The organism is Microbispora bryophytorum (assembly GCF_043197435.1).
Taxonomy (GTDB): Bacteria; Actinomycetota; Actinomycetes; order Streptosporangiales; family Streptosporangiaceae; genus Microbispora; species Microbispora bryophytorum.
This window is the reverse complement of sequence record NZ_JBICTF010000013.1, coordinates 186,559-200,004: the sequence shown is the minus strand read 5'-3', so window position 1 is coordinate 200,004 and position 13,446 is coordinate 186,559. Positions and strand designations below refer to the sequence as shown.

8 protein-coding genes are annotated in these 13,446 nt (G+C 69.2%); 5 read left to right on the top strand and 3 right to left on the bottom strand.

The genetic code is table 11. The features are described from left to right. The first annotated feature begins 397 nt into the window (after positions 1 to 397). From ACGFIB_RS33815 to ACGFIB_RS33795, 5 genes are all read left to right on the top strand, one after another. Positions 398 to 1,138 (top strand): FadR/GntR family transcriptional regulator, encoded by a 741-nt coding sequence (locus ACGFIB_RS33815; RefSeq protein ID WP_167748514.1) that lies wholly within the window; start codon positions 398 to 400, stop codon positions 1,136 to 1,138. An 863-nt stretch (positions 1,139 to 2,001) separates the two neighbouring features. Further along, on the top strand, positions 2,002 to 3,528 hold the full coding sequence (locus tag ACGFIB_RS33810) for an arabinofuranosidase catalytic domain-containing protein (protein WP_393377309.1): 1,527 nt from the start codon (positions 2,002 to 2,004) through the stop codon (positions 3,526 to 3,528). A 29-nt stretch (positions 3,529 to 3,557) separates the two neighbouring features. Then, positions 3,558 to 4,964 carry a lectin gene (locus tag ACGFIB_RS33805; RefSeq protein WP_393377307.1) on the top strand — a complete coding sequence of 469 codons (1,407 nt, stop codon included), beginning with the start codon at positions 3,558 to 3,560 and terminating at the stop codon, positions 4,962 to 4,964. A gap of 32 nt (positions 4,965 to 4,996) precedes the next feature. Next, on the top strand, positions 4,997 to 6,808 hold the full coding sequence (locus tag ACGFIB_RS33800; RefSeq protein ID WP_393377305.1) for a family 43 glycosylhydrolase: 1,812 nt from the start codon (positions 4,997 to 4,999) through the stop codon (positions 6,806 to 6,808). 280 nt (positions 6,809 to 7,088) lie between these two features. Beyond that, positions 7,089 to 9,455, top strand: coding sequence for a ricin-type beta-trefoil lectin domain protein (locus tag ACGFIB_RS33795; RefSeq protein ID WP_208762576.1), 2,367 nt, complete (start codon positions 7,089 to 7,091; stop codon positions 9,453 to 9,455). 256 nt (positions 9,456 to 9,711) lie between these two features. On the opposite strand, the gene ACGFIB_RS33790 is transcribed toward ACGFIB_RS33795, so the two are convergent. The 3 genes from ACGFIB_RS33790 to ACGFIB_RS33780 form a co-directional block, all read right to left on the bottom strand. Beyond that, entirely contained in the window at positions 9,712 to 10,539 is an 828-nt protein-coding gene (locus ACGFIB_RS33790) for an SAM-dependent methyltransferase (protein WP_393377302.1), read from the bottom strand. A gap of 108 nt (positions 10,540 to 10,647) precedes the next feature. Further along, complete coding sequence (locus ACGFIB_RS33785; RefSeq protein ID WP_393377299.1) at positions 10,648 to 12,018, bottom strand: extracellular catalytic domain type 1 short-chain-length polyhydroxyalkanoate depolymerase; 1,371 nt, start codon at positions 12,016 to 12,018, stop codon at positions 10,648 to 10,650. Positions 12,019 to 12,120: 102 nt separating this feature from the next. After that, positions 12,121 to 13,383: a lectin gene (locus ACGFIB_RS33780; RefSeq protein ID WP_393377297.1), complete on the bottom strand. Its 1,263-nt coding sequence runs from the start codon at positions 13,381 to 13,383 to the stop codon at positions 12,121 to 12,123. Between the last annotated feature and the right edge of the window lie 63 nt (positions 13,384 to 13,446).

Sequence of the window (13,446 nt, the reverse complement as noted above, 5' to 3'; positions counted from 1 at the left end):
GAGGGGTCGGGGTGGGGTGAGGCGATGGAAGCCGACGTGGCCGACCACGGTGTGCAGGCATACGATGCGCCTCCACACACCCGCCGTGTGGTCCAGCCGCAGGGGCCCGGAAGAAGCATCCTCCGGGTGCTCAGGTACCAATTACGGTGCCGGTGCCGCAGCCAGTCAAGACTTTAAGCACACCTATTTTCGTGGCCGGCATGCACGCGTCATGTGGCCGTAACGACAAGAACCGGCCTGGCCAGCGGAAAGCCGTATCGGCGCCGCTTCCTGGGTGAAACGTTTCGTGTGAATCATCAGTATGTTTCGTACTCACGACGCGATTCCGGAACCGCCTGCGGAGATGACACGGCCTGCAGAGCCATACTGCTAGGGAAGATCGTGAGGAAGGAGCGCCGTGACCGACACCCTGCGTGAGGGCGGATACCGGCCGGGCTACGAGGTGGCGGCCGAGCAGGTGCTGGAGCTCATCGCCCGGCTGGGCCTGCGGCCGGGCGACCGCATGCCGACGGAGAACGACCTGGCCCGGCAGCTGGGAACCAGCCGCACCGTCGTGCGTGAGGCGGTGAAGATCCTGTCCGCGCTGGGCCGGGTACGCGCGCAGAAGGGCCGCGGCCTGTACGTGGCCGACGACGAGGGAATGCTGGGCGCCGGGCGGCTGGCATCGTTCTTCCTGCCCACCGACCTGGATCACATCTACATGCTGTTCGAGTTCCGGCGGGCGCAGGAGACGGAGACCAGCCGGCTGGCCGCCCGCCGCGCCGCTCCGGCGGAGCTGCGGGCGATCGAGGAGGCGGCCGGGGTGTGCCGCGGCGGGTTCGAGGCCGGACGTGAGGACGTGTTCAACGAGGGCGACGACGCCTTCCACGCCGCCATCGCCACGGCCTCGCACAACATGTTCCTGCAGCTCGCGGTGCGGGAGGCCCGCCGGCTCCAGGCTCAGTCCGCGATCATCGGGCTGCGCGGCTCCGTGGGCGGCCACGCGGCCAAGGCCGTCGAGGAACACGACGCCATCTACCAGGCCATCCGCGCCGGCGACCCGGAGGCGGCGGCCCAAGCCGCCGCCGCGCACATCGACAACACGCTGGACGACTACCGCAGGGCGATCCAGCAGCACCTGTTCTCCTCGGCCGACTGAGACCGTCCGGCCGGCCGCACCGCCGGAGCCGCTTCCTCGTCGCCTCTGAGCATCGAAGCGAATCGTTTCGATGAGGCAGCCCCCGCCGGTGTCGCGCACGGACCGGGCGGGCCGGCCCGCCCGGGGGTCGCGGTCCATGAATCTTTCATCCGCGCGCGACGGGCGGGAGATCGCCGGCGGCCCTGCTGAGAGGCCTGCTGAAGGCCGTGGAAGGGACTCAGAACCCCTACGCGGGACGGAAAAGCGGGGGATGGGGTTCTTGACAGGCGCTCGGCCGGTCATATTTGCTTCGCTGCATCCCGCCACCCCCCAATCCGCCGGCAGGAAGGATCGACGATCTGACGATCTGTTAGCGCTAACAAACCCCATAAGTGCCACAAATAGGCAATAGGGGGCTAATTTCGATACCCCGGTCGGCGTGAATCGATTCGTGGACCTTTCTCGGGGAGGTCCAGCGCGAGACGCTCCCGCCGATCCGGTGTGACCGGAGGGTGATCCGCCGACGTCGCGGCTCGCCGCGTGCGACGGCGTGAGGTGTGCCGCCGGCGTTTCGGCTGCGGCGGGACTCCTCACCACTGTCCGCGACCCCTTCCTCCTCTCGTTACACGCGCCTTCGCGCGGATCGGGTCCTGCGCTCGGGACCCGAGATCCTCTCGGTCTCCACGCTTCGGACAACGCCGGATCGGTGCCGGGCGTGAGGATCGAGGAGCGGTCAGCTCCCACGGCCCGGCCAATCCACGGCGGGCTGTTGTCACAGTGACCCATCGCATGGGACACGACCGCCTACCGCCGGCTTCGGCGAGGCCGCCCGGATTCAGCACGCGGCTGTCTTCGCCGTGCCTTCCCCCCAAGGAGTGAAAGCAATGGCTTCTTCGTCCGTCGACTCAACGGGCCGCGCGGCTCGCGGGCGGCGCTCCCCGGCGGCCGTCGCGGCCTGCCTCGTGGCGGCGCTCGCGACCCTCCTCGCCGCCGCCCTGACCTGGTCGGCGCCGGTGTCGGCGGCGGTGGCGCCGCTGGTCGGCGCGTCGTCGGGGCGCTGCCTCGACGTGGTGGGCAACACCGATGCGCTGGGCACGGGCCTGCAGATCTGGGACTGCAACGGCCAGGCCAACCAGGCGTTCGAGTTCACCTCGTCAGGTGAGCTGCGCACGTTCAACGGCACGCGGTGCGCGGACGCGTACGGCCAGGGGACGTCGCCGGGCACCAAGGTGGTCATCTGGTCGTGCAACGGCCAGGCGAACCAGAAGTGGCGGCAGAACTCCGACGGATCGATCGCCGGCGTGCAGTCGGGGCTGTGCCTCGACGTGTACCAGGCGGGCACGGCCAACGGCACCGCGGTCAGCCTGTGGACCTGCAACGGGCAGAGCAACCAGAAGTGGACCACCGGCGGAGGCGGGCCCACCGGATCACCCACCCCGCAGCCGGGCGGGCGCTCGTGTGACATCTACGCCTCGGGAGGGACGCCGTGTGTGGCCGCGCACAGCACCACGCGCGCGCTCTACAGCTCCTACAACGGCAACCTCTACCAGGTGCGGCGCTCCTCCGACAACGCGACCAGGAACATCGGCGTCCTGGCTCAGGGCGGTGTCGCCAACGCCTCGGCGCAGGACTCCTTCTGCTCCGGCACCTCCTGCGTCATCACCGTCGTGTACGACCAGTCCGGGCACGGCAACGACCTGTGGTACCAGGGGTCGAGCGCGGTCCCCGGCTCGACGCAGAGCAGGCCCGCGACCGCGACCACCGAATCGCTCACCGTGGGCGGCGGCAAGGCCTACTCGCTGTACATCAACCCCGGCAACAGCTACTGGCGGGACGGTCACCTGACCGGCGTGCCGACCGGCACCGCGCCCGAGGGCATGTACATGGTGACCAGCGGCACCCACGTCAACGGCGGTTGCTGCTTCGACTACGGCAACAGCGAGACCACCAGGAAGGCCGACGCCGCCGGCGCGATGGACGCCATCTACTTCGGCACGAGCTGCTGGTTCGGCGGCTGCTCCGGCTCCGGCCCGTGGGTCCAGGCCGACCTCGAATGGGGGCTCTACCCCGGTGGCAGCCAGTCGTGGAACTACAACCAGAGGGCGTTCACCAGCAAGTTCGTCACCGCGACGCTGAAGAACAACGGCACCTCGCGCTTCGCGATCAAGGGCAGCAACGCGCAGTCCGGCAGCCTGTACACCCTCTACGACGGCGCGCTTCCCTCCGGCTACAGCCCGATGAAGAAGCAGGGCGCGATCGTGCTGGGCAGCGGCGGCGACTGCTGCAAGCCCGGCGGCGGCGCCAACCTCAGCGCAGGCACCTTCTACGAAGGAGCGATGGTCGCCGGCTACCCCTCCGACGCGACCGAGAACGCCGTGCAGGCCGACGTCGTCGCCGCCGGCTACCGCTGACCCCCCAACCGTGAATGGAGTTGTGCACGTTGAGCCATAAATCCTTCTTCGTCACCATCACGGCGGCGGTGCTTCTCGCCCTGGGAACAGCGGGTACGGCGCTCGCCGGAACCACCTCGGCCACGCAGAGCACCTCGGCCACAAAGAGCACGGCCACACGGAGCACCACGGTCGCCGCGGCCGCGGCGGCGACCGCCGGATGCGGCAAGGCCCCGACGCTGGCGAGCGGCACGCACTCGATCATGAGCGGCGGCCAGAATCGCAGCTACATCCTGCGGGTGCCCGCGGGCTACGACGGCAACCGCCCCTACCGCCTGGTCTTCGGGTTCCACTGGAACGGTGGCACCGCCAACGACGTCGACTCGGGCGGAACCGACGGGTACAACTGGTCGTACTACGGACTCAGGCGCCTTGCGGACGCCGCCGGCAACGGCACGATCTTCGTCGCGCCCCAGGGCAACAACAACGGCTGGGCCAACCCCGGCGGCCAGGACCTGACCTTCGTCGACGACATGCTCGGGCAGATCGAGGCCGGCCTGTGCGTCGACACCGCCCAGATCTACTCCACGGGCTTCAGCTACGGCGGCGGCATGAGCTACGCGATCGCCTGCGCCCGGGCGACGGTCTTCCGCGCGGTCGTGGTCTACTCCGGCGGGCAGCTCAGCGGGTGCAACGGCGGCACCCAGCCCATCGCGTACATGGGGGTGCACGGCATCGGGGACCCGGTGCTCAACATCTCCCAGGGGCGGGGGCTGCGTGACAGGTTCGTCAGGAACAACGGCTGTGCCGCCCAGAGTCCGCCCGAGCCGCGGTCGGGCAGCCTGAGCCACATCGTCACCGCCTACTCGGGGTGCCGGTCCGGCTATCCGGTCGTCTGGGCGGCGTTCGACGGGGGCCACACCCCGGGCCCGATCGACGGGTGCAACTGCGACGGCTGGAGGACCTGGACCTCGGGGGAGGCCTGGAAGTTCGTGACGCAGTTCCAGACGACCCCGCCCACTTCACCCTCTCCCTCGCCGACCGCCTCGCCCAGCGGAAACCCGTCGGGGAGCACGAGCGCGCTCAGGAGTGTGAGCGCGGGACGGTGTCTGGACGTTACCGGTGTGTCGCAGGCCAACGGCGCCCTGGCGCAGGTCTGGGACTGCAACGGCCAGAACAACCAGCAGTGGACCACCACCAGCGCCGGTGAGCTGCGGGTCTACGGCAACAAGTGCCTCGACGTCAACGGTGCGAGCACCGCCGACGGCGCCAGCGTGATCATCTGGGACTGCAACGGCCAGAACAACCAGAAGTGGCGCCTGAACTCCGACGGCAGCATCACCGCCGTGGGCGCGAACAAGTGCCTTGACGTCTACAACAACGGCACCGCCAACGGCAGCAAGGTCATCATCTGGACCTGCAACGGCCAGAACAACCAGAAGTGGACCCGCGTCTGAGCGGGAGCGATCAGCAGAAGGACGTTGTGCACATGGCACTTCCCAATGGCGGCCACGACATGTCCAGGCGCGTGGCCGCCTGGATCGTGGGCCTGCTGTGCGTGCTGGCGTTGCTTCCGGCCGGCGCGGCCAGGGCGGACAACCCGATCGTGCAGACCATCTACACCGCGGACCCGGCGCCGCTGGTCTACAACGGCCGGGTCTACCTCTACACCGGGCACGATGAGGACGGCTCGACGTACTTCACGATGAAGGACTGGCGGGTCTGGTCGTCGGCCGACATGGTCAACTGGACCGACCACGGCTCGCCGCTGAGCGTGTCCAGCTTCAGCTGGGCGAAGTCGGACGCGTGGGCGGGCCAGGCCATCTACCGCAACGGCAAGTTCTACTGGTACGTCCCGACCACCAACCGGTCGACCGGCAGGATGGCCATCGGCGTGGCCGTCTCCGACAGCCCCACCGGTCCGTTCAGGGACGCCCTGGGACACCCCTTGGTCGAGAACGGCGAGATTGACCCCACCGTCTACATCGACGACAACGGGCAGGCCTACCTCTACTGGGGCAACCCCAACCTGTGGTACGTCAAGCTCAACAGCGACATGACGTCCTACTCGGGCAGCCCGACGAAGGTCAACCTGACCACCTCGGGATTCGGCTCCCGCAGCGGGGACGCCAACCGGCCGACGCTGTTCGAAGAAGGCCCCTGGTTCTACAAGCGGGGCAGCCTGTACTACATGGTGTTCGCGGCCAAGTGCTGCTCGGAGTTCATCGCCTACTCCACATCCTCCAGCCCGACCGGGCCGTGGACCTACCGCGGCACGATCATGTCGACGCAGGGCAGCAGCTTCACCAACCACCCGGGGATCGTCGACTTCAACGGCGGTTCGTACTTCTTCTACCACAACGGCGCGTTGCCGGGCGGTGGCGGTTTCACCCGCTCGGTCGCGGTGGAGAAGTTCAACTACAACTCCGACGGCACGATCCCGACGATCAACATGACCACCACCGGGGCGCCCCAGGTGGGCACGTTGAACCCGTACGTGCGTCAGGAGGCCGAGACCATCGCCTGGGAGTCCGGCGTGGAGACCGAGCCGTCCAGCGAGGGCGGCATGAACGTCGGGTTCATCGAGAACGGCGACTACATCAAGGTCAAGGGCGTCGCCTTCGGCAACGGCGCCACGTCCTTCAGCGCACGGGTGGCCTCGGGCGGCAGCGGCGGGAAGATCGAAGTGCGCCGCGACGGCGCCACCGGCACCCTCATGGGCACCTGCGACGTCCCGGGCACCGGCGGCTGGCAGAACTGGACGACCGTCTCCTGCTCGGTCACCGGCGCGAGCGGCACCCACGACCTGTATCTCCGGTTCACCGGCGGCAGCGGCTACCTGATGAACGTGAACTGGTGGCAGTTCACCGGCAACGGGGGGCCGACCACCAGCCCCTCGCCCACACCCCCGGCATCGCCCTCGCCGTCGCCGTCGGCGTCGCCATCACCACCACCATCGTCACCGTCACCGTCGCCCAGCCCGACGATCACCCCCACGCCGGACGGCGGCGCCTGCAACGCGACCTACCGCACCGCCAACACCTGGTCCGGCGGCTACCAGGGCGAGATCACGGTGACAGCCGGCGCCGCGCCCGTCAGCGGCTGGACCGTCAGATGGACCCTGGGCAACGGCCAGACCATCAGCCAGGTCTGGAACGGCACGCTGAGCACCAGCGGCTCGGACGTGTCGGTGACCAACGCCTCCTACAACGGCTCACTCCAGCCGTCCGCCTCCACGACGTTCGGCTTCCTCGCCGGCGGCGCCCCGTCGGCCTGGTCCCTCACGTGCACCGCCGCCTGAGGACGACGGCGGTGCACCCCCGCTCGGAGGAGTGGAGCAGGCGCAGCTGAACCGGCGGTGATACGAGGACGCGCCGCCGCAGGGCTCGGGGGCCTGCGGCGGCGCGCTCCAGTACGGCGGCAGCACGTCACGTGACGTCGAAGCCCGAGCCCCCGGCATCCGGCCGCGGGCGCCCCTGACGGCGCCCGCTCCCGGCCGGACTGCCGCCATGTCGATTTCGCCCTACCTCATCGAAAGGACCCCTATGAGTCGGCGAAGAGAAAGTTTGGCGCGCGTCGCCATGAGCGTGGTTGTCGCGCTCCTGTCGGTCGCGATGTCCCTGGTGGCCGTGACGCCGGCCCGGGCGGCGGTCGGAATCACGATCAACGGCGGTTCCGGCGGCCGCACCTTCGACGGTGTCGGCGCCATCAGCGGCGGCGGAGGCAACAGCCGCCTGCTGGTCGACTACCCCGAGCCGCAGCGCAGCCAGATCCTCGACTACCTGTTCAAGCCGGGGTACGGCGCCTCGATGCAGATCCTCAAGGTCGAGATCGGCGGTGACACCAACTCCACCGACGGGGCCGAGCCGAGCCACCGGCACACCTCCGGCGACCTCGACTGCAACCGGGGTTACGAGTGGTGGCTGATGGAGCAGGCCAAGGCCCGCAACCCCAACATCAAGCTGGTGGGCCTGGCCTGGGGCGCCCCCGGCTGGCTCGGCAACGGCAACTTCTGGTCCCAGGACACGATCAACTACCTGGTCGACTGGCTGGGCTGCGCCAAGAACAGCCACGGGCTGACCATCGACTACCTGGGCGGCTGGAACGAGAAGGGCCGCAACCTCAACTGGTATGTCAACCTCAACACGGCGCTCGACTCGCGGGGCTACAGCAACGTGAAGATCGTGGCCTCCGACGACTGGGGCTTCGGGGTCGCCGACGACGCGGCGAACAACGCCGCCTTCCGCAACGCGGTCGACGTGTTCGGGTCGCACTACGTCTGCGGCTATCGCGGCCCCCAGCAGAGCTGTCCCAGCTCCACTACCGCGATCAACTCCGGCAAGGTGCTGTGGGCCAGTGAGAACGGCTCCGACGACTACAACGACGGGGCCAAGGCGATGGCCCGGGGCATCAACCGGGACTACATCGACGGGAAGATGACCGCCTACATCAACTGGCCGGTCATCGCCGCGATCACTCCGAACCTGCCCTTCGCCACGATGGGCGTGGCGGTGGCGCCGCAGCCGTGGTCCGGTTACTACGCCATCGGCAAGAGCGCCTGGGTGATGGGCCACACCACGCAGTTCACCGCTCCCGGCTGGAAGTACCTGGACTCCTCCAGCGGGTACATCGGGGGCAACCGCAACAACGGCAGCTACGTGTCGCTGCGGTCGCCCAGCGGCTCCGACTACAGCACGATCGTCGAGACGATGGACGCCACCAGCGCCCAGACGCTCAACTTCAACGTGACCGGCGGGCTGTCCACCGGGCAGGTGCACGTGTGGGCGACCAACCTCAACTCGGGGAACTCGGCCGACTACTTCGTCCACGCCGCCGACATCAACCCGTCCAACGGCGCCTTCTCGCTGACGGCCCAGCCGGGGTACGTGTACTCGATCACGACCACGACCGGCCAGGGCAAGGGCACCGCGACCAGCCCGGCCCGGGGCGCGATGTCCCTGCCGTACTCCGACGACTTCGACTCCTACGCCGTGGGCCGCGAAGCGAAGTACCTCTCGGACATGCAGGGTTCGTTCGAGATCGTGGGCTGCGGCGGCGGCCGGTCCGGCCGGTGCGTGCGCCAGATGGCCCCGCGCCAGCCGATCCTCTGGACCGGCGGGTCCCACCCGTACGCGCTGCTGGGTGACCTGAGCTGGAGCAACTACACCGTCTCCGCGGACGTGATGCTGGAGCAGAGCGGCTACGCCGAGCTGATCGGCCGGGCGGGCGCCCAGCACTCCTTCGGCCCCGAGGGACTGAACGCCTACTACCTGCGGGTGACCGACGGCGGCGCCTGGCAGATCATCCGCAACAACGTCGACAACGCGATGACGACGATCCGCAGCGGCAGCGTCGCCGGGCTCGGCACCGGTCGCTGGCACACCCTGGCCCTGGGCTTCTCCGGCGGCACCATCACCGCGAGCATCGACGGGACGCAGGTGGCCTCGGTCACCGACGGCACCTGGGGTGCGGGTCAGATCGGCGTGGGTACCAGCACCACCGAGACGGCCCAGTTCGACAACCTCACGATCACGCCGGGCCAGGGAGGCCCCGGCACCGGCAACGGCAACGTGCTGCGCGGCCTGGCCAGCGGCCGGTGCGTGGACGTGCCGAACCAGTCGCAGACCAACGGCACCCAGGTGGCGCTGTGGGACTGCAACGGCGGGGCGAACCAGCAGTGGAGCTACACCTCCGGCAAGCAGCTCCAGGTGTACGGCAACAAGTGCCTGGACGCCTCCGGCCAGGGAACGAGCAACGGCACCCAGGTCGTGATCTGGGACTGCGGCGGCGGGGCCAACCAGCAGTGGAACCTCAACGCCGACGGCACCGTCACCGGCGTCCAGTCCGGGCTGTGCCTGGACGCCTACAGCGCCGGCACCGCCAACGGCACGAAGCTCGTCCTGTGGGCCTGCAACGGCGGAGGCAACCAGCAGTGGAGCCGCAACTGATCTGACCCGCTCGCCCGTGGCGGCCCCCGGCCCCACCGGTACGACCGGTCGCCACGCCCGCGGACCACGCTGGTGGTCCGCGGGCCGGGCGGCGGGTCCGGCCGATCCACCCGACCACGACCGACGCCCGTAACCGAGGCGGAAATCGGGAATGCGCGGCCCGGATTCCGGGTCGCGCATTCCCGACGGACTCTTCACCCGCGACCGCGCCGCTTCCCGGTTCCTCCGTGAAGCGGGCGCCGCCCCGGTCCTTCGATCAGGGCTTGATCGCGACTCCGCCGTAGGCCCAGGCATGACCGCCGCCCGGGATGTGTTCCTGGTGCTCCCTGTGGTCGGGCCGCCACTTCACCACCTCGACCACGCCGGGATCGACCACGTGCCACCCCTCGAAGAACCGCACCACGGCGGCGTGCGTACGGGGGACCATGGGCGCGGCGCTGTTGTCATAGGGCTTGGCGAAGTCCTCTTCACGCAGCCGGGGCGCGAAGTCGAGGGTGATGTGCGACAGCAGCAGGCGACTGCCCGCGGGCATGGCGGCCTTGATGTGCTCCACCGTGGCGTACGGATCCTCCTCGTCGGTGACGAAGTGCAGGACGCCCGCCAGGATGACGGCGACCGGGCGCGTGAAGTCGATCACCGCCAGGACCTCGGGGTGGGACAGGATCTCCTCCGGCCGGCGGAGGTCGGCCTCGATCACCGTGGTCGTTCCCGTGCCGGTCAGCAGAGCCCGGCCGTGGACCAGGACGATCGGGTCGTTGTCCACGTAGACCACCCGCGCGCGGGGGTCGATCTCCTGCGCGATCTCATGGGTGTTGCCCTGGGTGGGGATACCGGTGCCGATGTCGAGGAACTGTGAGACACCCGAGTCGGCGAGGTGCCGCACCGCCCGGCGGAGAAAGGCACGGTGGGCGCGGACGCCCTCCCGAGTGCCGGGAGACAGCTTGACCAGTTCCTCGGCCGCCGTACGGTCGGCCGCGAAGTTGTCCTTGCCGCCCAGCAGATAGTCGTACACCCGAGCCGGGTGCGCCACCGCGGTGTTGATCCGCGCGGCGGCCGCGACCCGGGTCTCTGTCAGATCCGTCACCGGCCCTCCTGGTCGTCTCTCGGTCTCATCGAACGTTCTTCGCCGGGGCAGGTACCGCTGCGATGGCGCCGCATCGCTCCGTCACCTCTTCTCGGTAGGAGGCGGCCGCTACGCCACACTGCAGGTCGCACCGTTGAGGGTGAACGCGGCCGGTTCGCCGGCGTTGCCGGTGTGGGTGGCCTGGAAGCCGACCTCGGTGGAGGCTCCGGGGGCCAGCGACCCGTTGTAGCTCATGTTCTTCGCCGTGACCTGTCCGCTGGTGGGGGAGTAGGTGGCGTTCCATCCGCCGGTGATGGTCTGTCCGCTGGGGAGGGTGAAGGCCAGCGACCAGCCGTCGACGGCCGAGGAGCCGGTGTTGGTGATGGTGAGGTTCTCGGTCAGGCCGTTGTTCCAGGCGTTGACGGTGGCGCTGACCCGGCAGGCGCCGGAGCCCGCGGTGGGCGACGGGGACGGCGACGGCGTGCTGCTCGGCGACGGGCTGGGCGAGGGCGTGGGCGACGGAGACGCCGACGGGCTGGGTGATGGGCTGGGTGAGGGGGATGGGGTTGTGGTGCCGTCGAGGCCGAGGAAGGAGATGGCGTAGGCGAGTTGGCCGTTCATCGGCAGTTGGTGGCCGACGCCGGAGATGCTGATGCCTTCGACGGTGGCCTGGGTGGAGGTGTTGCCGTAGCGGGTTCGGGTCCATGACGACTGTGGGTGGTCGGTGAAGGCGGGGGTCTGGCTCAGGCCGTTGAGGTTGGTCCACTGCTTGATCTCCTCGCCGTAGTTGGGGTAGGCGAGGGTGGTGTCGGTGGTGCCGTGCCACAGTTGGATGCGGGGGTAGCGGCCGGTGTAGCCGGAGTACATGGCCCGGGCCTGGTCGCCCCACTGCTGGGCGGTTTTGATGAGTTGTCCGCCGGAGCACTGGCTGTTCCACAGTGAGCCGTTGGTGGTGGCGAAGCATCCGGCGGGTACGCCGGAGAAGGCCGAGGCGGCGGAGAACACGTCGGGGTACTCGGCGGCCAGGACGTTGGTCATCATCGCGCCGGAGGAGAAGCCGCTGACCACGATGCGGGAGGGGTCGACGTTGTAGCGCTGGCGGGTGTAGGAGACCATCGCCATGATGCCGGTGGAGTCGCTGCCGCCGTCGCGCCGTAGTGCGGCCGGGGTGGACACGTCGAAGCATTTCTCGCTGCGGGTGGCTTCGGGGACGACGATGATGTAGCCGTATCGGTCGGCGGCGGAGACGTAGTCGTGGCCGTTGCCGTTGAAGATCGCGCCGGCTGATCCGCCGCAGTAGTGGACCAGGACCAGCAGTGCCGGGCGTGCCGCGACTCTGTCGGGCACGTAGAGGTACATGTTGAGGTTCGTCGGGTTGTTGCCGAAACCGGTCACCCGGGTCAGCGATGCCGCCGCCGCGGGCCGGACCCCGAGAAACATGCCCGCCACCACCAGAGGCAGGGCAACGGCCGCCAGTATGGCGGTGAGCCTTCGTTTCACGCTGTTTCCTCATGAGTCGGGGAGCGAGCCGTCCGGCATACTCCGTGGTGGACGCGGCCGTGGCCGCCTTCGGGGAAGGCGACCACGGCAGGAGCCTCATCGTCAGACGCGGGTCCAGCGCTGGTTGGTCTGGCCGTTGCAGGACCAGATTTGGAGCTTGACGCCGTTGGCGGTCGAGTAGTTGGGTGCGTCCAGGCACTTGTTCGCGCCAACAGCCGTGATGCTGCCGTCGGAGTTGAGGCGCCACTGCTGGTTGGCCTGGCCGTTGCAGTCCCAGATGATCACGCTGGTGCCGTCGGCGGTGCCGCCGCCGTAGACGTCGAGGCACTTGTTGCCGTAGACCCGCAGCTCGCCGGCGCTGGTGGTCGTCCACTGCTGGTTGCTCTGGCCGTTGCAGTCCCAGATCTGCACCTGCGTGCCGTTGGTCTGCGAGACGCCGGTGACATCCAGGCAGCGGCCCGACGCCACCCCCCGGATGGCGTTCGTGGAGGCGGTCGGCGTCGCGCTGGGGGTGCCGCCGGGCTGGCCGATGCTGCCGGAGACCGACTGGAGCGCCGCGTACCAGGCGGCGGCCATCTTGTCGTAGCCGTTGGCGGTGGGGTGGATGCCGTCGATCAGGTCGCCGGTGGTCAGCTTGCTGTGCATGTCGACCAGGTGGACGTGCTTGCCGCTGTTGACCTTGGACTGCACGATGCCGGGGATCGCCGAGTTGAAGTTGCGGGCGGCGGCCTCCTGGCCGGAGTTCGACAGCGGGATGATGGTCGCGACGAACACGTCGGCGTTCGGCGCCGCCGCGGTGATGTGGTCGATCAGCGTGGACAGCCGCTGCGGCGCGCCGGACACGTTGTAGTTCTGCAGCACGTCGTTGGTGCCGATGTGCAGCAGCACCGTGCGCGGGGTGGAGTTGCGCAGCCAGCCGTTGATGTTCGCGTCGATCTGGTCGATCCGCCACCCGGGGTGTCCCTCGTGGTCGTGGTCGCCCAGGTTGCCCGGTCCGTTGTACTGCGATCCGACGAAGTCGGTCGTGTAGCGGCCCGCGGCCAGGCGCTGCCACAGCCCGATGCGGTAGCCGCCGGGCACCTGCGTGCCCTCGGTGATCGAGTCGCCCAGCGGCATCACCCGCACTCCGCCGTTCGACTCCGCGAAGGCGACGCCCGTGCCCACCAGCGTGCCCGTCACCGCCACCAGCACGGCCAGCAGCGCCGCGGTCGACCAACGTCTCCACGTGCGCAGGCTCAGCCCTCCGTGCGCCGGAAGGCGATCCGGCCGGTTCGGCCTATGGAGAGACTCCGGGCCGCTTCCGCCGAGCCGGCTGCGAGGGGTGACCGCGGCGCCGACCAGGCGTGAAAGGGATTCGATCTTCATGTGTACTCCTGGGAGAGTGCGGGACGGACCCTCGGCTGTTATCGCTCACATCGAGTGGTGGGC

Bases quoted from the DNA above. Each gene is read 5' to 3' on its own strand.
- ACGFIB_RS33810 (WP_393377309.1), top strand. From the start codon at position 2,002: ATGGCTTCTTCGTCCGTCGACTCAACGGGCCGCGCGGCTCGCGGGCGG.
- ACGFIB_RS33800 (WP_393377305.1), top strand. From the start codon at position 4,997: ATGGCACTTCCCAATGGCGGCCACGACATGTCCAGGCGCGTGGCCGCC.
- ACGFIB_RS33795 (WP_208762576.1), top strand. From the start codon at position 7,089: ATGAGCGTGGTTGTCGCGCTCCTGTCGGTCGCGATGTCCCTGGTGGCC.
- ACGFIB_RS33780 (WP_393377297.1), bottom strand. From the start codon at position 13,383: ATGAAGATCGAATCCCTTTCACGCCTGGTCGGCGCCGCGGTCACCCCT.